At 57.7% G+C, this 23,027-nt stretch carries 17 protein-coding genes and 1 riboswitch; of the genes, 10 read left to right on the forward strand and 7 right to left on the reverse strand.

The genetic code is table 11. The features are described 5' to 3' along the window. Positions 1–97: 97 nt before the first annotated feature. The 9 genes from ACIQ5B_RS00360 to ACIQ5B_RS00400 all read left to right on the forward strand — a co-directional run bounded on the left by ACIQ5B_RS00360 (position 98) and on the right by ACIQ5B_RS00400 (position 10,664). The gene (locus tag ACIQ5B_RS00360) at positions 98–1,693 is read left to right on the forward strand and encodes a hypothetical protein (RefSeq protein ID WP_397597272.1); all 1,596 of its coding nucleotides are present in this window, start codon (positions 98–100) and stop codon (positions 1,691–1,693) included. A 37-nt stretch (positions 1,694–1,730) separates the two neighbouring features. Continuing rightward, entirely contained in the window at positions 1,731–2,882 is a 1,152-nt protein-coding gene (locus ACIQ5B_RS00365) for a deoxyguanosinetriphosphate triphosphohydrolase (RefSeq protein ID WP_397597273.1), read from the forward strand. After that, positions 2,879–3,535, forward strand: a complete 657-nt coding sequence (locus ACIQ5B_RS00370; RefSeq protein WP_397597274.1) for an NAD-dependent epimerase/dehydratase family protein — start codon at positions 2,879–2,881, stop codon at positions 3,533–3,535. Before ACIQ5B_RS00365 ends, ACIQ5B_RS00370 begins: the two co-directional genes overlap by 4 nt. 34 nt (positions 3,536–3,569) lie before the next feature. Then, a riboswitch (glycine riboswitch) is annotated at positions 3,570–3,658 on the forward strand. A 182-nt stretch (positions 3,659–3,840) separates the two neighbouring features. Next, on the forward strand, positions 3,841–4,989 hold the full coding sequence (gene gcvT / locus ACIQ5B_RS00375) for a glycine cleavage system aminomethyltransferase GcvT (RefSeq protein ID WP_397597275.1): 1,149 nt from the start codon (positions 3,841–3,843) through the stop codon (positions 4,987–4,989). Further along, positions 4,986–5,357, forward strand: a complete 372-nt coding sequence (gene gcvH, locus ACIQ5B_RS00380; protein ID WP_395628780.1) for a glycine cleavage system protein GcvH — start codon at positions 4,986–4,988, stop codon at positions 5,355–5,357. Before gcvT ends, gcvH begins: the two co-directional genes overlap by 4 nt. A gap of 38 nt (positions 5,358–5,395) precedes the next feature. Then, positions 5,396–6,754, forward strand: coding sequence for an aminomethyl-transferring glycine dehydrogenase subunit GcvPA (gcvPA, locus tag ACIQ5B_RS00385; RefSeq protein WP_397597276.1), 1,359 nt, complete (start codon positions 5,396–5,398; stop codon positions 6,752–6,754). After that, positions 6,751–8,322 (forward strand): aminomethyl-transferring glycine dehydrogenase subunit GcvPB, encoded by a 1,572-nt coding sequence (gcvPB, locus tag ACIQ5B_RS00390; protein ID WP_397597277.1) that lies wholly within the window; start codon positions 6,751–6,753, stop codon positions 8,320–8,322. Before gcvPA ends, gcvPB begins: the two co-directional genes overlap by 4 nt. Then, entirely contained in the window at positions 8,319–8,948 is a 630-nt protein-coding gene (locus ACIQ5B_RS00395) for a DUF938 domain-containing protein (RefSeq protein WP_397597278.1), read from the forward strand. Before gcvPB ends, ACIQ5B_RS00395 begins: the two co-directional genes overlap by 4 nt. Before the next feature lie 156 nt (positions 8,949–9,104). Beyond that, entirely contained in the window at positions 9,105–10,664 is a 1,560-nt protein-coding gene (locus ACIQ5B_RS00400; RefSeq protein ID WP_397597279.1) for a fatty acid--CoA ligase, read from the forward strand. 10 nt (positions 10,665–10,674) lie between these two features. Here ACIQ5B_RS00400 and ACIQ5B_RS00405 read toward each other — a convergent pair whose 3' ends face one another. The 7 genes from ACIQ5B_RS00405 to ACIQ5B_RS00435 all read right to left on the reverse strand — a co-directional run bounded on the left by ACIQ5B_RS00405 (position 10,675) and on the right by ACIQ5B_RS00435 (position 21,342). Next, positions 10,675–11,976: a UDP-glucose dehydrogenase family protein gene (locus ACIQ5B_RS00405; protein WP_397597280.1), complete on the reverse strand. Its 1,302-nt coding sequence runs from the start codon at positions 11,974–11,976 to the stop codon at positions 10,675–10,677. Positions 11,977–12,078: 102 nt separating this feature from the next. Further along, positions 12,079–13,209 carry a non-hydrolyzing UDP-N-acetylglucosamine 2-epimerase gene (wecB, locus tag ACIQ5B_RS00410; protein WP_397597281.1) on the reverse strand — a complete coding sequence of 377 codons (1,131 nt, stop codon included), beginning with the start codon at positions 13,207–13,209 and terminating at the stop codon, positions 12,079–12,081. A gap of 117 nt (positions 13,210–13,326) precedes the next feature. Then, positions 13,327–16,431 carry an efflux RND transporter permease subunit gene (locus ACIQ5B_RS00415; RefSeq protein WP_397597282.1) on the reverse strand — a complete coding sequence of 1,035 codons (3,105 nt, stop codon included), beginning with the start codon at positions 16,429–16,431 and terminating at the stop codon, positions 13,327–13,329. Positions 16,432–16,443: 12 nt separating this feature from the next. Next, the gene (locus ACIQ5B_RS00420) at positions 16,444–17,490 is read right to left on the reverse strand and encodes an efflux RND transporter periplasmic adaptor subunit (protein WP_397597283.1); all 1,047 of its coding nucleotides are present in this window, start codon (positions 17,488–17,490) and stop codon (positions 16,444–16,446) included. Positions 17,491–17,649: 159 nt separating this feature from the next. Next, positions 17,650–19,200 carry an alkyl hydroperoxide reductase subunit F gene (gene ahpF, locus ACIQ5B_RS00425; protein WP_397597284.1) on the reverse strand — a complete coding sequence of 517 codons (1,551 nt, stop codon included), beginning with the start codon at positions 19,198–19,200 and terminating at the stop codon, positions 17,650–17,652. 107 nt (positions 19,201–19,307) lie between these two features. Further along, a complete protein-coding gene (gene ahpC, locus ACIQ5B_RS00430) occupies positions 19,308–19,871 on the reverse strand; it encodes an alkyl hydroperoxide reductase subunit C (protein ID WP_397597285.1) in 564 nt (187 codons plus the stop codon). A 148-nt stretch (positions 19,872–20,019) separates the two neighbouring features. Next, positions 20,020–21,342 (reverse strand): ABC1 kinase family protein, encoded by a 1,323-nt coding sequence (locus ACIQ5B_RS00435; protein ID WP_397597286.1) that lies wholly within the window; start codon positions 21,340–21,342, stop codon positions 20,020–20,022. 222 nt (positions 21,343–21,564) lie between these two features. Here ACIQ5B_RS00435 and ACIQ5B_RS00440 point away from each other — a divergent pair, with 222 nt between their 5' ends. Continuing rightward, entirely contained in the window at positions 21,565–23,001 is a 1,437-nt protein-coding gene (locus ACIQ5B_RS00440; protein WP_397597287.1) for a S41 family peptidase, read from the forward strand. The last annotated feature ends 26 nt before the right edge of the window (positions 23,002–23,027 follow it).

Consider the following 23,027-nt stretch of genomic DNA (forward strand, 5'->3'; position numbering starts at 1 on the left):
CATCTTGTCGTTTCTATGCAACCGTTTGTCGGACCAAAGCGTGAATGCGCTTTGTGTTCGGCAGCCGGCGGCTACATAGAAAGTCATGGATGTTATAATGTTACGTAGACTTGGCTTCTGCAGCGCGCTGGCATTTTTGGCCGGTGGGCTTTCACCCGCCGTGCATGCACAGGCTGTGGATGAAAGCGCACTCGAGGCGCTTGATCAGCAAACGCCTGCGGTCGTACCAAATATTGTCGAGCCCGCTGGCGCGGTGGAGCTGCGTGACGCGATGCGGCGCATTTCTTTTAGCCCAAGCGATGCAGATGCCTTGGCGGATGCGGGTAATGCCTCTTTGCTGTTGGGTGATGCCAATGCCGCGCTCAACTTCTTCACGCGCGCCAATGCGACACGGCCGAATAACAGCCGGATCGTGTCCGGCCTGGCCATAGCAACGGTGCGCAAAGAAAACCCGTTTGAGGCTTTGCGCCTGTTTGATGATGCCGTCCGGTTGGGCGCGAGCGAACGTTCGATTGCCGCCGACCGCGCACTGGCGTTTGATTTGCTGGGCAATTTCGGACGCGCACAGCAGGATTATCAATTGGCGCGGACCGTGGCATCAACGGATGACATCATCATCCGTCAGGCCGTCTCTCTTTCGCTGGCGGGGCAAAAGGAACAGGCCGACGCCATGCTCGTGCCGCTTTTGCAGCGCAATAGTCCGACGGCATGGCGCGCCCGGGCGTTTATGTTGGCCGCGCGTGGTGACTTGCGCGAATCCAACAAGGTTGCGCTGGGCTTCATGGATGCACCATCGGCGCAAAAGATGGAGCGGTTCTTCCGCTTGATGCCAAATTTAACCGGCGCGCAGCAGGCCGCCGCCATTCATCTGGGACATTTTCCAACCAGCCAATCGGTCGGACGTGACAGCGAACAGGTCCGCCGTGTTGCCGCAACCGCGCAGCAACCTGCCATCGCCCCCGGTCAAAACCGCCTCATTCCATCAGGCGCGCCGCTTGGAACAAACCCACAGAGCAAGCCAGACCGTAAACCGCAGGAACGTGTGGCAGTTCAGGCCGCGGTTCCAACAACGCCCCGGCCCGATCCTGTTATTGCAAAGGTTGAACCGGCCGTAACGGTCGCGGCAGCAACGCCAACCGCGCAAGAGCCGCTATCGCTTGCGGCGACAACGCCCCCGCAACCCGCTCCCGCTATAATCATGGCGGCACCAACAGCTGTGCCGGCTTCCACTGCCTCGGCGGGCTTCAGTCTGGATGCCATTGTTGGCGCCATCGAAATTCCGGAGAGCGAGCAACGGCCTTCGGAAATTCCGGTCGATTTGAAAAAGCTGAAGCCCGTGACGACCAAGGCAGCGGCCGACGTCAGCAAAGCCGCCAAAATTGACCCGAAAGCCGCCGCTAAAGCGAAGTTAGAGGCCGCAAATCCAGCGCGCATCTGGGTGCAAATCGCAACGGGTGAAGCCAGTGGGCTTGGTTTCGACTATCGCAAGCTAACGAAGAACAACCCCATATTGTTCAAAGCGCAGAAGCCGTGGACATCACCCTGGGGCAGGACCGCGCGACTGCTGGTTGGCCCGTTCCCCGATGTTAAGGCCGCCAAAAAGTGGGAAGGCGACTTTAAGAAAGCGGGCGGCGACGCATTTATGTGGAGAAGCGAGATTGGCGTTCCAGTGAATGCCTTAAAAGTAAAATAGGCTTCCTGTCGCGGCGGCTTGGTTGCATAAGCGCTGCATGTCGCAACTGGCTTCCTACGCATCACTTCCCGGCAACAGCCGCGGCCGATTCCATCCCGAGCCCGACCGCGATATTCGGGGCCCGCGTGATATATTCCAGCGTGACCGTGATCGTATCATTCATTCGATTGCGTTCCGGCGGCTGCGCCACAAAACGCAGGTGTTCATCTCACCCGACGGCGACCATTATCGTGTGCGCCTGACGCACAGCCTTGAAGTCGCGCAAATTGGCCGCACCATTGCCCGCGCGCTTGGGCTGAATGAAGATCTGACCGAGGCATTATGTCTGGCGCATGATATCGGGCACCCGCCCTTCGGCCATGCTGGCGAAGATGCGCTGGAGGCGACGATGAAGCCATTTGGCGGGTTTGACCATAATGCGCAGACGTTGCGCACACTCACGCAGCTGGAATCGCCTTATCCGTCATGGCCGGGCCTGAACCTCAGCTGGGAATTGCTGGAAGGGCTGGCCAAGCATAATGGACCCGTTGCCCGTCCGGGCTGGGCATTGTCCGAAGTCAACGCACAGTTTGACCTGAGCCTGACCGACTGGCCATCGCTTGAGGCGCAGATTGCAGCGATCAGCGACGATATTGCGTATGATAATCACGACATTGATGATGGCATCAGGGCAGGGTTGCTCGACATCGACCAGCTGCTGGATCTGCCTTTTGTGGCACAGCGTTGGGAAGCGATTTTGGACCGCTATCCGGGCGTGCCCCAACGCCGCTTGATTGGCGAGCTGACGCGCCAGCAGATTGGCGTCATGGTCAATGATGTGATTGAATCGACACGCGCCAGAATCGCACAGGCGGGTATCAAAACCGCTGATGACGTCCGCAAAGCCGGTGTCATGATCGGTGGGTTTTCGGCCGAAATGGCGGCGCGCGAACGGCAGCTTAAATCATTCATGTATGAAAAGCTGTATCACCATCCCACGCAACTGGCGGCGGCGGAAGAAGCAACCAAAATTGTCCGTGAACTGTTTGCCGCCTATCGCGACGATCCTGCATTATTGCCGGATGAATGGCGCGGCAGCCTTCCCAGCGAAGAACCCCAGCGCAGCCGCCATATCGCGGATTTTCTTGCGGGCATGACCGACCGTTATGCCACCGACCGGCACCGCGAAATCTGTGGAACCATCGCATGAGCCGCAAGATCGTCATCGCGGGCGGTTCAGGCCTAGTGGGCAAACAGGCGGCGGAGAACTTGGCGCGCGCGGGATTTGCGGTCCACCTCGTGTCGCGCCGACCATCGCACACATTTGCGCCGGATATAGAGGAGCATGTCGCGCCAACCGCTGACTGGCCAGCGATTGTGGCACGCATACAGCCTGACGTAGCCATTTCCGGTTTAGGGACGACGATACGCACAGCCGGATCGCGCGAAGCCTTCCGGGCGGTTGACCATGATCTGGTGCTCGCCTTTGCCAAGGCAAGCCATGAAGCCGGCGCGCTGCATTTCATTACGATATCGTCGGTCGGCGCGATGCCCGCGAGCAGCAGTTTCTATTTGCGAACGAAAGCGGAAATGGAACAGGGGCTGCGCAACATCGGCTTCCAACGCCTTGATATCATGCGGCCCAGTCTGCTGACGGGCGGGCATCGTGATGACCGCCGTCCCGGCGAGGCATTGGGTATATTGCTGTCGCCATTGGTGGACATTTTGATGTTTGGACCGATGCAGAAATTTGCGTCCACGCCGTCCGGCAAAGTCGCAAAGGCCATCGCCAATTTGGCAAAAGCGGGCGACGATGGCGTGTTTGTCCACGAAAATGAATCGATAAACACGCTGGCTGGTTGACTCTCCAAGGCCGTAAGGCCAATGCAGAGTCGTCGCTGACGAAGCGGGAGAGCGTCCCTTTCAGGGACCGCCGAAGGAGCAACCGCCCCGGAATCTCTCAGGCAAAAGGACCGCTTCGGCTTTTGCGACACTCTGGAAAGCGCATGTCTTTGCCATTTGCAACGACATGCCACCGAAGGTGTAACCTGCCTTTGCCATCGTTGATGGCAACCAAGGCGGATAAAGCTCTCAGGTACCCGTGACAGAGGGGGCAGCAGACTATGCGCCAACCGGCGTCGGTCGCTGCGACTCTTGAACGGACTGATATGAGCGAAGAAGACGAATTCGAACTAGAACCCATCGAAATATTGGAGCTGCCGCTCGACGCATGGCACCGCGACAAAGGCGCGCGCATGGTCGAGTTTGCCGGCTATCACATGCCGATCCAATATGAAGGCATCATGGCCGAACATATCTGGACGCGCGAGAATGCGGGGCTGTTCGATGTTAGCCATATGGGGCAGCTGATGCTGACCGGTGACGGCGCGGCCGAAGCACTTGAGGCGATGGTCCCCGGCGACATATCCGCGCTTAAAGAAGGCAAGATGCGTTACTCGCTGCTTCTGGATGAAGACGGCGGCGTGCTGGACGACATGATGATTACGGCCGTGCCTTTGGGCCTTTATGTGGTCGTCAATGGCGCGGTGAAATGGGACGATATGGGCCATCTGCGGGAGCATTTGCCCGATGAGATCACCATCAACCACATGGATGACCGCGCGCTATTGGCGTTGCAAGGTCCAAAGGCCGTGGATGCATTGAAACGCGTGGTGCCCGGTGTCGACGCGCTCTACTTCATGGAGGCCGGTTCATTCTTCTGGGGACCCAAGACCGATCCCGAGCCGCTGTGGATCAGCCGTTCGGGGTACACCGGCGAAGATGGCTTCGAAATTTCGGTGCCGGCGGCCCATGCAAAGGCACTTGCGGACCAAATCTGTGCGCAGCCTGAAGTAAAGCCCATTGGCCTTGGTGCACGCGATTCCTTGCGGCTTGAGGCAGGCCTGCCGCTGTACGGCCATGACATGAAGCCCGAATTTGACCCTGTCGAAGCCAGCGCAGCATTCGCAGTGTCGAAGCGCCGCCGTGCCGAGGGCGGGTTTTTCGGGTCTGACCGCATCCTGAATGCCTTGGCCAATGGCCCCGCACGCAAGCTGGTCGGGCTTTCGGTCGACGGCAAAATGCCCGTGCGCGAAGGCGCACCTGTTTTTGCAGGCGATGCGCAGGTTGGCGTCATTACGTCCGGTGGATTCGCCCCAAGCGTCGGCGCACCGATTGCCATGGGCTATATTGACGCTGGCCATAACGCCACCGGCAGCACGCTTGAGGCGGAGGTGCGCGGCAAGCGTGTGTCCGTCACGGTTTCACCCTTACCCTTCGTCCCACATCATTATCATCGCAAAGGAGCGCACACATGACCCGTTATTTCACCGAAGATCATGAGTGGATCGAAGTCGACGGCGACAGCGCCACTGTTGGCATCACGGACTATGCACAAAGCCAGTTGGGCGACATCGTGTTCGCTGAAGTCCCCGCGACTGGCGCGACGCTGAAAAAAGGTGGCGATGCTGCGGTTGTGGAATCGGTCAAGGCCGCGTCGGATGTCTACGCACCCGTCAGCGGTACCGTGATTGAGGGCAATGGCGCGTTGGAAGGCGACCCCGCGTTGGTGAACAACGATCCCGAAGGCGAAGGCTGGTTCTTCAAAATCACGCTCAGCGACACAAGCGAGCTCGACAGCCTGATGGATGCCGCCGCGTACAAGGCATTTGTCGACGGACTTTAAGCTAATCCGTCCGCAACCTGCGGGCCATGGAGATTGAAATGCGTTATTTGCCGCTCACCCCATCCGACCGTCAGGCCATGCTTGGTGTCATTGGGGCCAAATCGATTGATGATTTGTTCGCCGATGTGCCTGCGGAGGCGCAGCTGGACGGGCCAATCCATGGCTTACCCAACCATGCCAGCGAAATGGCGGTGGAGCGGCATTTTTCCAATCTCGCGCGGCAAAATATGACCGCGTCGCACACGCCGTTCTTTTTAGGCGCAGGCGCGTATAAGCATCATGTCCCGGCCAGTGTTGACCATATCATCCAGCGCGGCGAATTCCTGACGGCTTATACGCCGTATCAGCCCGAAATCGCGCAGGGCACGCTGCAGATGCTGTTCGAATTCCAGACGCAGGTTGCGCGGCTGTTTGGCTGCGATGTGGCCAACGCCTCGATGTACGATGGTTCGACCGCATGCTGGGAAGCCATTGGCATGGCTGGCCGCATCACGAAGCGCAGCAAAGCTGTACTCTCGTCGGGGCTGCACCCGCATTATGTCAGCGTGGCCAAAACGATGGCCCAATATACCGGCGATACGCTGGACACGGCCTTGCCAGAGCTTTCACCTGCCACGGATAGCGCACGTTTGCTGGATGCTATCGACGGCGAGACAAGCTGCGTTGTTGTGCAATATCCGGACATCCTTGGCCGTATTGAAGATCTGTCGGCGGTTGCGGCCAAGGCGCATGAACATGGCGCGCTGCTGATTGCTGTCGTGACGGAACCCGTCGCATTGGGTGCCATCAAGGCACCGGGGGAAATGGGCGCAGACATTGTTGTGGGTGAGGGGCAGTCGCTTGGCGTCGGCCTTCAGTTCGGCGGGCCTTATGTCGGACTATTTGCGTGCAAGGAGAAGTTCGTTCGCCAAATGCCCGGTCGCTTGTGCGGTGAGACCGTGGATGCCGAGGGCAAGCGCGGTTTTGTGCTGACGCTGTCCACCCGCGAACAGCATATCCGCCGTGAAAAGGCGACATCAAATATCTGCACAAATTCAGGCCTTTGTGCATTGGCCTTCAGCATTCATCTGACGTTACTGGGTGAAAAAGGGCTGCGTGGATTGGCGGAACTCAACCACGGCCTAGCTGTTCAAGCCGCCGACAGGCTTTCGCAAATCGCTGGCGTTGAGCTCGTCAACGACACATTTTTCAACGAATTTACGTTGAAGCTGCCAAAGGAAGCACGCCCCGTCGTGCGGGCATTGGCCGACCGGAAAGTCTTGGGCGGCGTCTCCTTAGGCCGCTTATATCCGGATGCAGATGCGCTCGCCAAGGGTCTGGTCGTCGCGGTGACCGAAGCCGCGACCATGGAGGATGTCGAAACATTTGCGGCCGCATTGCACGAGGTATTGGCATGAGCACGATCAATCAAAGCGGTTGGAAGCCGGAAATGGGCAGGGCGGGCGAAGCCGGCCCCGCGACATATACCGGCAACAAGGCGCTGATGCTGGAAGAGGCGTTGATTTTCGAAATCGGCACGACCGGAACAACCGGCGTTGATCTGGCCGACGCGCCGAAGGTCACGCCGCGCCTTGGCAATTTGGCCCGCAATCGCGACATTGGCCTTCCCGGCCTGTCTGAACCCGAAACGGTGCGGCATTACACCCGCCTCAGCCGTCAGAATTACGCCATCGACCTGGGCTTCTTCCCGTTGGGCAGCTGCACCATGAAGCATAATCCACGGCTCAACGAGAAAGTCGCGCGGATGGAGGGCTTTGCCGATGTCCACCCGCTGCAGCCGGTTGAAACGGTGCAAGGCGCATTGGCGGTGATAAACGAGCTGGCGGTTTGGCTGATAAAACTGACCGGCATGCATGGCGTAGCCATGACACCGAAAGCCGGCGCGCACGGCGAATTGTGCGGTATCCTTGCTATCAAAGCGGCACTCGAAGCGCGCGGCGACCCGCGCAGCGTTATCCTCGTCCCCGAAAGCGCGCATGGCACCAACCCGGCCACGGCTGCATTTGCCGGTTATGCGGTCGAGAATATTCCGGCAACGTCAGAAGGCCGTGTCGATTTGGCGGCGCTGAAGGCGCGGCTTGGCCCCGATGTTGCGGGCGTGATGATTACCAATCCGAACACCTGCGGCCTGTTCGAGCGGGACATGAAAGCCATCTCAGATGCGGTCCACGCTGCTGGCGGATATGTCTATTGCGATGGAGCAAACTTTAACGCCATCGTCGGCCGGGTACGTCCGGGCGATCTCGGTATCGATGCCATGCACATCAACCTGCATAAGACTTTCTCCACCCCGCATGGTGGTGGTGGTCCGGGTTCGGGGCCGGTCGTTTTATCGGAAGCATTGTCACCTTTTGGTCCGATACCATTTACCGAGCGCCACGCAGACGGGCACTATACGTTGGTCGAAGAAGAAACTGCCAGCGCGCGCCATCCGCACAGCTTCGGCCGCATGGTTGCCTTCCATGGCCAAATGGGCATGTTCACGCGCGCTTTGTCCTACATCATGTCGCATGGCGCCGATGGTTTGCGTCAGGTGGCCGAAGACGCCGTGTTGAACGCCAATTACATCCTGCGCAGTCTTGAGGATGTCCTTGATGCGCCCTTCGCGCATAGCGGGCCATGTATGCATGAGGCGTTGTTCAGCGATAATGGCTTGGCCGAGGGCTTTTCAACGCTCGACATCGCCAAGGGGCTAATCGACGAAGGCTATCACCCGATGACGGTCTATTTCCCGCTCGTCGTGCATGGCGCGATGTTGATTGAGCCGACCGAAACCGAGAGCAAGGCCACGCTTGACCAGTTTATTGGCGCGATGCGCTCGGTCGTGCAACGGGCGAAGGCAGGGGATCCGATGCTGAAATCGGCGCCACATCATGCGCCACGCCGTCGCTTGGATGAAACGCAAGCTGCGCGAAAGCCCGTGCTCGTGTGGCGCGAACCTGAACAGGCAGTTGCGGCGGAATGACCACGCCGCAGCCTTTTGTGTTTGAACGCGGCCCCGAGGTAAAGCGGCACGCGCCAGCGACCGTGCGTAACCGCGATGTGATTGCGCAAGCGCTTGCAAAACTGCTGCCCGACCACGGGCTCGTGCTCGAAATCGCGAGCGGCACAGGCGAACATGTGGTGCACTTTGCCAAGCTGTTCCCCGCGTTGACATGGCAGCCGACTGACCCTGATCCTATCGCTGTGGCGTCGATTGAGGCGTGGCGTGCGGATGAGAATGCCGCGAATGTCTTACCCGCGTTGTTGCTCGATGCCGCGTCCGATTGGCCCGTTACGAATGCCAATGCCGTGCTGTGCATCAACATGGTGCATATCAGCCCCTGGGCGGCCACCGTCGGATTGCTGCGCAATACAGCCCGAACGCTTGGCCCGTCCGAACCACTGTGCATTTATGGGCCATTCCGCCAGCGCGATGTTCCCCTCGCGCAGAGCAATGCTGCATTTGATGCGTCATTGCGCCAACAAAATCCCGAATGGGGTTTGCGCTCCGTGGAGAAAATCAACGAAACCGCCAGCGAGAATGGCTTGCGCCTCGACCAGATCGTCGAAATGCCCGCGAACAATCTACTGCTGATATTCCGCGCTTAGCCAGATTTGATCGCCGATAAATATTGGCTTCGCCTTAATCCTCGCATTCTAAGGCGGAAACCGAGACGTAATCCGTTTGTTGACAACTGGCTATAATCTCTCGACAAAATACATCAGGGCCTCTGCCAAACGCGGCCCGATCTTGGGAGAGATGACATGGCCGTGGCCGATTTCGACATATTGACCTTTGACGGTTTTCTAACCCTTTGGGCAAAGGACCGCCCCGATGGGCCGGCTTTATCGCAAGATGACCGCGCTTTTACATATGGCGGGCTCGAAGAGCACACCGCAAAAATTGCGTCGATGCTGATGGCTATGGGCCTTAAAAAAGGCGACCGCATTGCGTGGATTGGCAAAAACAGCGACCTGTATTTCTCGCTGTTTTACGGTGCGGCACGCGTTGGCATTGTCATGGTGCCGATTGGCTGGCGGCTTGCGCCTGCTGAATGGGCATATATTGCGAAAGACACCGGCGCACGCGTTTTGTTCGCGGGGCAGGGGTTTGACGCGGGCGTTCAGGCACTTGCCAAAGACGTTCCGGGTGTTGAGCGTGTCATTGCGGAAGATGACGCGCGGCGGATGATCGATGCGACACCGCGCGCTGCGTTTGAACCTGCTGGCCCGGATGATGCTGTGCTGCAGCTCTACACTTCAGGGACGACGGGTAATCCGAAGGGCGCGGTGCTGTCGAACCGCAACCTGTTTGCCCTGCGCAAGCATTCTGCCGATTCCGAACATGCCTATACCAAATGGGAGGATGATGAAGTCGTCCTTATCGCCATGCCTTGCGCGCATATTGGCGGGACGGGGCTTGGCATCATGGCACTTGCGTCTGGCTTGCCGGGGTTGGTTCAGGCTGAATTTTCGCCGGATGCGGTTTTTGACGCGATCGAAAAAGGCGGCGCGACGCGGTTGTTCATTGTGCCTGCCGCCTTGCAAATGATGGTCAATCACCCGCGCTGCCGCTCGGTCGATTACAGCCGTCTGAAATATATTCTGTACGGCGCAGCGCCGATTCCGCTCGAGCTGCTGCGGCAATCTATGGATGTGTTCAACGCGCAGTTCATTCAAGTTTATGGCATGACCGAAACGACCGGCACAATCTGCATGTTGCCGCCCGAAGACCATGACCCCAATGGCAACAAAAGAATGCGCTCGGCCGGAAAGCCTTTGCCCGGCGTTGATCTGCGCATTGTTGATGGCGCGGGCAACGACATGCCGGTGGGAGAGGTCGGTGAAGTGTGGACGCGGTCTTCGAACAATATGATCGGCTATTGGAATTTGCCTGATGCAACCAAAGGCACGGTCGCCGATGGCGGCTGGATTAAAACGGGCGATGCCGGATATCTGGATGAAGACGGCTATTTATACATTCACGACCGCGTCAAAGACATGATCATCACAGGCGGCGAAAATGTCTACCCCGCTGAGGTCGAGAGCGCGATTTACGGCCATCCCGATGTTCTGGAAGTCGCCGTCATCGGCGTGCCAGACGCCAAATGGGGCGAGGCGGTGAAGGCTGTCTGTGTGCCCAAACCCGGCGCGCAGGTTGATGTTGAAAGCGTGATGAACTGGGCCCGCGAACGCATCGCAGGGTTCAAGGTACCGCGTTCGGTGGATGTCATCGAAGCCCTGCCGCGCAACGCATCGGGCAAGATTTTGCGCAAGGATTTACGCGCACCTTATTGGGCGGGATATGACCGGCAGGTAAATTAAGTCCGTTGGCTTAGCGGCCAACGCTGACATAATTGAACCCTGCGGCCTGCGCTTCTTCCGGGCGATAGATGTTGCGTAGGTCGACCAGCACGTCGCCTGCCATCGCGGTATGCAGCTTTTTAAGGTCCAACGCACGATAGGCATCCCACTCCGTGACTAGCGCGACGGCATGCGCATCTTGCGCTGCGCTGTAGGCGCTGGCGGTCATCACCACGTCGGGCAAGATCTTGGCGGCCTCCTCCATGCCTTCGGGATCATGGGCGTGCACGATGGCGCCGGCATCCAGCAGCGTCTGGACAATCGCAATCGACGGGGCATCGCGCATATCGTCGGTATTGGGTTTGAACGTCAGGCCAAGCAACCCAACCTTCATGCCGCGCACATCACCGCCCAAGGCGTTGATGATTTTGCGGCCCATGGCACGCTTTCGAAGGTCATTTGCCTGAACGACCGCTTCCACCACGCGAACGGGGGTTTCATTATCCTGTGCCGTCTTGAGCAACGCCAGCGTGTCTTTTGGAAAGCAGCTGCCGCCATAGCCGGGCCCTGCATGCAGGAACTTTGGTCCAATACGGTTATCCAAGCCAATGCCGCGCGAGACGTCTTGCACATTGGCCCCCAGTTTTTCACATAGATCCGCCATTTCGTTGATGAAGGTGATCTTGGTCGCGAGAAATGCGTTTGCGGCATATTTGATCAGCTCCGACGAACGGCGGCTGGTGAACAGCAAGGGCGATTCATTCAGGAACAAGGGACGGTAAATCGCGCGCATGACATCGCGGGCCCATTCGACATCGCTGCCCACAACAATGCGGTCGGGGCGTTTGAAGTCACCAATGGCCGCGCCTTCGCGCAGGAATTCCGGGTTGGAAACAACGGCAAATTCAAGGTCAGGGCTGGTTTCGCGAATGATGCGCTCAACCTCGTCACCTGTGCCAACAGGAACCGTGGACTTCGTCACAACAACCGTGCCCGGATCAATTGCGCGCGCCAATTCTTCGGCTGCGGCATAGACATAGCTTAAGTCCGCATGGCCATCGCCGCGGCGTGACGGCGTGCCAACGGCGATGAAGATCGCGCCGCACCCTTTGACCGATTGCATGACATCGGTTGAAAAGGTCAAGCGGCCGGCATCGACATTGGTCTTGACCAAAGTATCAAGCCCCGGTTCGTAAATCGGCATGATATTGGCATTCAGACGCGCAATCTTGCCCTCATCCTTGTCGACACAGATAACTTCATGCCCGAAATCTGCAAAACATGCGCCAGATACAAGGCCAACATAGCCCGAACCGATCATTGCGATTTTCATTACGATACCCTTTTGGAGGCGACTGCCGATTGCTTGCGCCTTATGCCTTTATCATGACAGGAACAAGTCTTGCGTCGGCAGGTTCAGCCGACCACGCATATGTCAGCCTTCTCGACGACGGGCATGATCGATGATCTCCGCTATGCGCTGGCTTGCGTGACCATCCCCAAATGGATTGTGCGCGCGCGCCATTGCTGAATAAGCGGCATCACTGTCCAAAAGCGTGAGAATTTCGGAAATGATGCGGTCTTTATCGGTGCCGATTAGCTTGGCTGTGCCCGCTGTGACGCCTTCCGGGCGCTCGGTGGTGTCGCGCATGACCAACACCGGTTTTCCAAGCACGGGGGCCTCTTCCTGAACGCCGCCGCTGTCGGTTAACATGATGTGCGATAGCGACAGCAAGCGGGCGAAGTTGGGATAGTCCAAGGGTTCGATCATCGCGACATTGGGTAAATCATCCAGCGCGGCTTCCATCACTGCCCGCACATTTGGGTTCATGTGCACGGGGAAGATGCATGCGACATCGTCCCGCGCCGCAATGGTCCGAATGGCCGATGCGATATTGTCCATACCATCGCCGAAATTTTCCCGCCGGTGCGCGGTGATGCCAATGATCTTGCGGCCACGGAACCGTTCTTCATATGGCGCAAGGTTTGCTGCCAATGCTGGGTTTTGCGCGATGCGATCCGTTACCCAGTGCAGCGCATCAACCCCTGTGTTGCCGGTGACAAAGATGTTTTTAGGCAATACCGCCTCTGCGGTAAGCGCAGCCGCAGACACAGCGGTTGGCGCGAAATGCTGATCCGCAATCGTGCCGATAATCTTGCGATTCACTTCCTCAGGCCATGGCTGATAAATGTTATCGCTACGCAAACCCGCCTCGACATGGCTCACGGGAATTTGGCGATAATAAGCGGCGAGTGCGCCAGCCATGGCGGTTGCGGTGTCGCCTTGGACGATCACACGGTCCGGTTTTGCGGAATCGAGCACACGGCCAATAGCCTCCAACAAGCGCGCTGTGAGCGCATCAAGCGACTGCCCGGGTTGCATGAGGTCGAGGTCATAATCCGGAACGATGCCGCTGATGGCCAGCACTTGATCAAGCATCTGCCGGTGTTGCGCGCTCACTAAAACTTCAGTGTGCATGTCAGAGTAACCAGCCAGCGCATTGACAACAGGAAATAACTTTATGGCTTCTGGCCGCGTGCCAAAGATAACCATATTTTTGTGCATGTCGGGGTCCTGCAGTCGATGCGCCTGTGCAGGTCGCCATCTAATCCGAACATGTTAAGAAGTGACGAAGTCACAGCGTCAAAGGGCGGGCCCATTGAGAGGCCCTTGCGGTAACCGTCAGGCCGTGCCTTTTTCCTGTTCAGCCAGTTCCTGCTGCAAACGACGCGTGACCGCTTCTGGTGATCCCGTATATTTCGCAAGCCGCGCATAAATGAGCGGGATGAGAACAAGCGTAATCAGCGTGGCGAGCGTTACGCCGAAGACAATGACCACCCCGATAGAGGCCCGTGCTGCGCCGCCTGCGCCACTGGCAATAGCAAGCGGGATTGCGCCGAATACCGTCGCAATCGAGGTCATCAGAATTGGCCGCAAACGGCGCGCTGCAGCTTGCTGGATCGCCTCCAGAATTTCCAAACCTTCATCGCGCAGCTGGTTTGCAAATTCGACAATCAGAATGCCGTTCTTTGCCGCAAGCCCCACGAGCATGACGATACCGATCTGGCTGTAGAGGTTGAGCGTCATCCCGGTCAGCGCAAGTCCAATGATACCACCGCCGACGGCCAATGGAACGGTGGTGATAATGGTTGCAGGGTGCACGAAGCTCTCGAACTGCGCCGCCAAAACAAGATACACCAACAGGATTGTGAGGAAAAACACGAGGATGATGGATCCGCCGGTTTCCTTATATGCTTGGCTTTCACCGCGATAGCCAACGGCGAGCACTTCTGGCGATGCTGCGGCTTGCTCTTCAAGGAATGCCAGTGCTTCCCCCATTGAATAGCCCGGTGCCAATCCGCCCGACAGCGTAATGGCGCGCAGCTTGTTATAACGGCCAAGGTCGCGTGCGCCGGCGGTTTCTTTATAGGTGATGAGGTTGGCGAGCGGCACCAAGGATCCATCGCGGCTCCGCAGCTGGATAGCCGCCAAATTCTCGGCGGTTGCGCGGTTTTGCGCATCGGCCTGAACAATCACGCGATACTCTTCGCCGCGATCAACATAGGTTGAGACTCGGCGCGACCCCAATAGCGACTGGAGCGCCTGGCTGACGTCGGCAACGGATACACCCAGGTCGCCAGCGCGTGCCGTGTCGACCTGAATCTCCATTTGCGGCTTCGTCTCCTTATAGTCGGAATCGAGGTTCACAATGCCGGGATTTTCCCGCGCCGCGGTCAATATCCTGTCACGCGCAACGCTTAGGGATTCATAAGTGGACCCTGCGATGACGAAGTTCAGCGGCTGACCGCGCCCCCGTCCGATAGACGACCGCGCCGCGCCATTGCCGCGCACAGCGGGAAGATCGGCAAGGATTTTATTGACCTGTGCGACGACATCTTCGGTCTTCTCGGTGCGTTCTTCCCATGGTTTCAGGAAGATAAGGAAGGTGCCCGAGTTAAAGTCATCACTTGCGGAAAAGCCGCCAGGCGTGCGTTGAATGATGGACCGAACCGTACCCTTTTCGAGCAGCCCCAAAACCGGTTTGGACGCATCCAACATATATTTGTCCATGGCGTTGTAGCCAGTGCCCTCTGGCGCTGCAATGTTGACGCTTATGACGCCCACATCCTCGGCTGGTGCGAGTTCGGACTGAAGCGTCGTGAACAAAAGGCCTGCAACAACCAAAAAGCCAATGACGCCAAGCATCGCCGCCAACGGCTTGGCAATCGCGCGGGACAACATATCCGAATAGCGCGTTTCCACGCGTTGGAATTTATCGTCTACCCAAGATGCAACACGTCCGCGCTTTTCCTGCTTGAGCAGCTTCGAACACAGCATCGGCGCAAGGCTGAGCGCGACAAAGCCTGAAAAGGCGATGGCGGCAATCATTGCGGCTGCAAGCTCGCGGAATAAAAGGCCGGTCTGGCCTGCCAGAAACATGACGGGCACGAAAACAGCGCAGACGACGATGGTGGTTGATACGACCGCAAAAGCGACCTGCCGCGTGCCCGTCACCGCGGCGACAAGGGGAGGCTCGCCTTGTTCGATCCGGTGATAGACATTTTCCAACACGACGATGGCGTCATCGACGACCAGCCCAATCGCAAGCACGAGCGCTAGCAACGTCAACAGGTTGATGGAAAATCCGAACATCCACAGTACCGCAAAGGTCGCGAGCAAGCAGATGGGCACGGTGATCGCCGGAATAAGCGTTGCGCGCCAGCTGCCCAAAAACAGGAAGATGACCAAGACCACCAATGCCGCCGCTTCTGCCAAGGTGGTCCACACGCCGCTGATCGCCTTGCTGATGAACAGCGAGTCATCCGACCCAACGGTAATTGTCATTCCCTGCGGTAAATCGCCTTTGATTTGTTCGGCGAGCGCCTTTGCGCTTTCGGCGACGGCCAAAGTGTTCGCGCCCGACTGGCGAACGATGCCCATGCCAAGCGCAGATTCGCCGTTCAACCGGAATGCCGCATAGGGATTTTCCGGACCGGTTTCGACGCGCGCCACATCCGCCAGACGAATGAGCGAACCGTCGGCTCCGCGTGCGACGATAAGCTGCTGAAACTCGGCTTCATTCCCAAATGGTCGGCTGACGCGCAGGGTTACGTTTTGATCAGTAGACTCCAAGCGACCGGCGGGCAGTTCGACATTTTGGCTGCGCAGCGCATTTTCCACATCAAGCGGCGTGAGGCCCAATGCCGCAAGGCGGTCTGGCTGCAGCCAAATACGCATCGATGGCCGCGCTTCGCCGCCCACAAACACACGCGCGACGCCATCGACGGCGGAGAAGCGGTCTACCAGATTGCGGTCGACATAATCGCTGAGTTCAAGCCGCGACCAACCCGGTTTTGACACCACGAGAAACAATATCGGCGATGCATCGGCATCGACCTTGCGCACTTCAGGCGCGAGCACTTCTTCGGGCAAATCATCCGCCACCCCGCCGACACGGTCGCGGACATCGTTCGCAGCGCTGTCGACGGTTCGGCCCGGCGCGAATTCGATGGTGATTTCGGACTGCCCGTCGCGCGAACGGGACGTAATCGTTTGAATGCCCTCAATACCGGCAAGCGCATTTTCCAGCACCTGTGTCACCCGCGTTTCGACGACACTGGCGGCAGCGCCGGTATAGGCGGTTCCAACCGACACAATCGGGGGTTCCGTGTCGGGATATTCGCGCACGGGTAAGCTTAAAAAGCCGACAATGCCGACCAGCACCATCAGAATCGCAATTACGGCTGCGAATACGGGTCTGCGGACCGAGATGTCGGAAAGTGTCATCTCAACCTTGCATCATTTATTTTTTGCGGGGGCTTCGCCAGTTTTGGCTTTTCCAGTGCGCACTTTGGCACCATCCGACAGCTTCACGACGCCTTCGGTTACGATTTTGTCGCCGACTTTAAGCCCGCTGACGATTTCGACCAGATTGCCGTCGCGTGTGCCGGTCTTAACCTCAATACGCTTCGCCTTTTGATCAGCATCCAGCGTGTAGACAAAACTCACATCGCCTTCACGGACGAGCGAGAGTTCGGGGATAGCGGGGGCGGTGCGCGTTTTCGATGTGATCGTGACCGACAGCAACATTCCCGGTTTTAACTGTCCGTTGCGGTTCGGCAATATCGCGCGCAGCGTGGCGGTTCGCGTTTGCGGGTTCACCACGGGATCGATCGCAATGATTTTGCCTGAAGCGACATAATCGGGGAAAGCCGCAGCCTTCGCACTGATGTCTTGGCCAACGCGGACGTTCGCCAACATCGTTTCGGGTATCGTGAAATCCAGTTTAATTGCACTCAGGTCGCTGATGGCGGCAATTTCGTCTCCGGCGCTGACAACTGCGCCAACCGATATGCGCCGCAGCGACACTTGGCCGGAAAAGGGTGCCCGCACAACGCGGTCGCCAATCGTTGCGCGCGCTTCATTGGCGGCGGCTTTTGCCGATGCGGCTGATGCGGTTTGCGCCTCAAGATTGGCGTTGGTTGCAAAGCCGCGGCGGTGAAGCTCACTAATCCGGGCCAGTTGCTGATCGGCTTGGCGCGCACGCGCTTGCGCGCTGGCGAGTGAGGCTGTTTCCTGCCCTTGCGCCAGAACGGCGAGCATCTGGCCCTGCCGCACATAGTCGCCGTCCGAAAAACCAAGCTGCGTGATGCGTTCAGTGACTGGCGCGCGAACCGAAACCTGCTCATTGGCGTTTGCAGTGCCAACGGCAACGTAGCGGTCCGAAAAGACATGCTCCGTTGCGGCACCCAGTGTGACCAATGGCGCAGGGCGGTCGCGTTTTTCTTCACCGCCGCCACAGGCAGCGACACATAGCATCAACGACAGAATGAGTAGCTTGCGCATTTTTTCACCTGTGAGGGGAGATGGATATCGAAGTTCGCGTGATGGCGGAACTTAACCCATATTAACAGCATATTTCGACGAAAGCATTTCTAAAGGCGAAACATTATCCCGTCGCCGCGAACCGAGAACGCATGTTCCCAGTCCGCAGCGCCAGTACCATCAATGCCTGATGATGTGATCGAACGCAGACAGGCCTGCCTTTGTGCCTTCGCCCATTGCGACGATAATTTGCTTGTACGGGACAGTCGTAACGTCGCCAGCAGCGAAAACGCCCGGGATATTCGTTGCGTTATGGGCATCGATTTCGATTTCCCCGCGGGGCGAAAGCTGCAGCGGTCCTTTTAACCACTCGGTGTTCGGAACCAGCCCGATTTGCACGAAGATGCCTTCAAGGTCGATGCGATGCGAATCCCCGGTCAGACGGTCGGTGTAGACCAGTGCCTCAACCTTTTCGCCGTCGCCCAATACTTCCGTGCTCAATGCCGACGTGATGATGTCGACATTGGGCAGGCTGCGCAGTTTGTTTTGCAGCACCGCATCTGCGCGCAGTTGCGAGTCAAATTCGACGAGCGTGACGTGGGACACAATGCCTGCAAGGTCGATGGCCGCTTCAACGCCGGAGTTACCACCACCAATGACGGCGGTGCGCTTGCCCTTGTACAACGGACCATCGCAATGCGGGCAATATGCCACGCCCTTGTTGCGATATTCTTCTTCGCCGGGAACGCCCATTTGCCGCCAACGGGCACCTGTCGACAATATGATCGTCCGTGCCTTTAACGTTGCACCGCTCGCGAGCTTTACTTCATGCAAGCCGCCTTCGGCAGCGGGGATGAGCTCTGTCGCGGCCTGAAGGTTCATGATGTCGACGTCATATTCGCGGACATGCTGTTCCAATTGCGCCGCCAGTTTTGGCCCTTCAGTGTGCTGGATCGAAATGAAGTTCTCAATGCCCATCGTATCGAGCACCTGACCTCCAAATCGTTCCGCGACAACGCCGGTGCGAATACCCTTGCGCGCCGCATAAATCGCGGCCGCTGCGCCGGCTGGACCGCCGCCGACGACGAGAACTTCAAACGGTTCCTTGGCTGCGATCTTTTCCGCAGCGCGGGCAACGGTGCCGGTGTCGAGCTTCGCCATGATCTGCGCGAGGTCCATCCGGCCTTGGCCAAAGGGTTCACCATTCAGGTAAATGGCAGGGACAGCCATGACCTTGCGGGTCTCAACTTCTTCGCGGAACATCGCGCCATCAATTGCGACATGGCTGACGCTTGGATTGAGCGCGGCCATGATGTTGATAGCCTGAATAACGTCAGGGCAATTCTGGCACGACAACGAAAAGAATGTTTCGAAGTGGAAGTCGCCTTCAAGCGCCTTCACTGAATCGAGTAACTCGGCCTCTTCCTTGGGCGGGTGTCCGCCCATGTGCAGCAGCGCGAGGACCAAAGATGTGAATTCATGCCCCGAAGGCAGGCCCGCAAAATGCGTTTCAGCAGTACCATCGGCGCGGCGGATGGCGAAGGAAGGCACGCGATCCGCATGGCCATCAAAACGCGCGGTCAGCAGGTGCGACTGTTCGACGACGGTTTCAACCAGCGCGCGCATTTCCGCAGACTTGGGGCTGTCGTCGAGGGTCGCGACGAGCTCAACTGAGGTGCGCAGGTTTGCCAAATATGTTTTCAACTGGGCAGTGGTGGCAGCATCAAGCATCTTGGGTCTCTTTCAAACAAGCACGGTCACGCCGCGACGGATGGCGGCTAAATTGGTCGGCTATCGGGGTGGGTGCCGCGCTAAAGAACGCGGCACCCGAATATATATTAGATCTTACCGACGAGGTCGATCGAAGGCGCAAGCGTTTCGCTGCCTTCTTCCCACTTCGCAGGGCAAACCTGACCGGGGTGCTCGCGCACGTAGATCGCAGCTTTGATCTTGCGGACGAGTTCAACCGCGTTGCGGCCAACGCCTTCACAGGTGATTTCCATGACCTGGATCACGCCGTCTGGGTCAACGACGAAGGTCGCACGGTCGGCAAGGCCTTGGCCTTCGCGCAATACGCCGAAGTTGTTGCTGATGACGTGGTTCTGGTCGCCAAGCATGTGGTAGTTGATCTTGCTGATCGCTGGCGAGCTGTCATGCCATGACTTGTGGCTGAAATGCGTGTCGGTCGACACTGCGAATACTTCAACGCCCATGGCTTGCAGGTCCGCATATTGGTCAGCAAGGTCTTCCAGCTCGGTTGGACATACAAATGTCCAGTCAGCAGGGTAAAAGAAGAAAACGCCCCACTTGCCCTTTACGTCGGCGTCGGAAACTTCAACGAACTTGCCAGCCTTGTACGACTGCGTTGTGAACGGCTTAATGCTTGAACCGATGATACCCATGTAAAATCCTTTCGATGGTGGTTTTTGAAATTCTGACGCTCCCCAACACCAATTCTATCATTTAGTCCAGCAACCGTTTTTGCAATGACTAATCGTTTTTTCCGATAATTCGATGTGTGCGGTCGCCGTGCAGTGAATCCGGGATGTATTACACATAACTATCCAACATGCTGCGCACATCAACACGGGCCTTTAACCGGCTTGCCAGCAGAAACACGCCGCCTAACTTGCGTTGCACAAATAGCATTTCGGACGGCGGGATGTGCCAGTTGCGGCGGTCGGCGGCTATATTCATGCCTTCGTCGCGCATGTCGCCCACGAACCCTGTCTGACCGAAATCGAACGGGCCTTGCTGCTGCACCATGTTGATTGCCGTCGCGACAATCGTCTTGATCTCGCGGCTATTCAGCTTTGCCGTCTGGGCATTCATAAAGCCCATATCGATGACCGCCGCCAAAACGCCATCATGGTCACCGGCCAACCCCATCTGAAGCAGATGGCGATATTGGTCGACGACCGTTTTCGGTAATGGGCGGCTTGCCCCAAAATCGAGAAGCACGACTTTCCCTGTTACCGGGTCGTAACGGTAGTTGGCGAAATTCGGATCGGTTTGCATGACATGGAATTCAAACAGTTCACGCAAGACCAGTTCAATCAGCAACGTCATGATCCGGTCGCGTTCTTCCTGTGGGGCAGTCACTGTCGATTCTATCGCGACACTTTCCATGTACGACATAACCAGCACGTTTTTGCCGCTTAAGGCCGAATGCAGCGCTGGAACTTTGTACGCCGCGTCATCGGCCAAAAGCGCCCCGAACTGTGCCAGATATTCGCCCTCGCGGATGTAATCGGCTTCCTCATGCAACTGGCGCTTTGCCTCGACCAGCAATGGCGCGATGTCGAGTGTGCTCGGCAAGAGATGCGACAGCTTCAACAGCGTAGCGACATTATCGACATCGCTATCGATGCTGCGGCGGACGCCGGGATATTGGATCTTGATTGCGACATCTTCATTGTCGAGGGTCAGCGCGCGGTGGACTTGCCCGATGGAGGCTGCGGCAATGGGGCGGTCGTCAAAGCGAATGAATTGTTCGCGCCAATTCCTGCCCCAATGCCCTGCAAGCACCGCGTTCAACTGGGCTGGTGGCATGTGCTGCGCATCGGCACGTAGTCGCGCGAATATATCCGCAAGCTCGGGCGGAAGGAAGTCGCCGGTATCCATGGACACAAGCTGACCCAATTTCATCGCCGCGCCACGCATTTGTCCCAATTGCAGGGTAACCTTTAATGCGTTTGCTGGTGTCAGAAGCAAATCCGCCATCGTCGGCCGCCGCCCAGATGCAAACTGCTTGGCACCATCAAGCAACATGCTTCCCGCAATGCCCGTCGCCATGTTGCCAAAACGGGCGATGCGCGAAAGCCGCCCGCTGGGTACACGCAGTCCTTTGGACCGAAATTCTTCAGGTGGCATGGGTGAGGGTCTCGATGAAGTAACACTTCAATATGAGGGGCGTGACGATTTAGACAAGGCAAGTGACCCAAATTATCTCTTGGCCCAATGAATAGGCCGACCAAGAATGACGTTTGAAAATTTTACATGAAGTTGCGTTATTATGCGAAATCCACCTTGCCGACGGCCGCCTTCCCGTGCACCTGTTACTGCATAAACCGATCTGAGGGGGAGATGCGTGGTATGAAAAACGACGCGTTGAAAAATGTCATTGTCATCTTGGCTGCGGGCCTAACGGCTTGCGGCGGTGGCGGTAGCAGCTCTGGCGGCGGAAACGTTACAGTTCCGCAAACGCCGCCCACTTCACCACCGACATCGTCGGCGTGCAGCCTGAGCAGCCGGCAAGATTTTGCCTTTTCGGTTTTGAATGAATGGTATTTGTTTCCAGAAACCCTTCCGGTGTCATTGGCAACGGCGCCTTACACATCTGTGCAATCCTATATTGATGCGCTCACCGCCAATGCGCGTGCGCAGGGACGTGATCGAAACTTTACCTATGTGACGTCCATTCGGGAAGAAAACGCCTATTATGCATCGGGTGCGACGGCGGGTCTGGGCGTGCGTCTGGCGTATCAGGGCAACCGGATTTTCGTGATTGAGGCGTTTGAGGGTGCACCTGCGCTTGCTGCGGGCATTGATCGCGGAACCGAAATTCTGGCGATTGGAACCGACGCCGCAAATCTAACGCCCGTCGTTGATATCATCACCGCGCAGGGAACAAGTGGTATTTCGAGCGCGCTTGGACCGAGCACGGTTGGCACAAGCCGGGTCTTGCGCATTACCGACGCGGGCGGCGCGCGAAATGTGACGGTGGCGAAGGCCAACTATAACATCGATCCATTGTCACCGCGTTATGGCGTGCGAGTCATCGATAATGGTGGTCAGCGCGTTGGCTACATCAACATGCGCACGTTTATTTCAACTGCTGATAATCAGTTGCGAACCGCATTTGCCGATTTCCGGGCTCAGGGTATCACCAATTTTGTTATCGATTTCCGGTACAATGGCGGCGGGCTGGTTTCGACGGCCGAACTGATGGGCGACCTGATGGCTGGCAACCGCATGCCCAGCGACATCTTTACGGTCACGCGTTTTCGCGCGTCAAAATCATCCAACAACGAAACCCGTCGCTTTGCGCCACAAACGCAGTCGGTTTCACCCATTAAAGTTGCCTTTATTGCAACCGGTGCCACCGCTTCGGCCAGCGAGTTGGTGATGAACAGCTTCGTGCCCTATTTGGGCGTGAATGCGGCACTGATTGGTAGCAACAGTTTTGGCAAACCCATCGGACAAATCGCGGTGGACCAGTCCGCGTGCGATGACCGCATTCGCGTTGTTGCCTTTGCCAAGGAAAATGCGGCCGGACAGGGCGACTATTATTCCGGACTGGCGGGCACGATGCGCGCCACATGCGCGGCAGCGGACGATATCAGCCGGCCATTGGGCGATCCGCTCGAGGCATCGTTGCGGACAGCGTTGGACTTTGTGGCTGGGCGCAGTTGCACGCCGGTGGTCGTAGGCCAAACCACGCAAAGCACCTCCACCCGCACCGAACGCCGGGTGCTTCCGGTGCCAGTAGATGCGCGCGCTGCCCAACGCGAAGTGCCAGGTTTGTTTTAAAGGTTCCGAACGGCAATACAGACGTC

The organism is Sphingorhabdus sp. (genome assembly GCF_044374345.1).
Lineage (GTDB): Bacteria > Pseudomonadota > Alphaproteobacteria > Sphingomonadales > Sphingomonadaceae > Sphingorhabdus_B.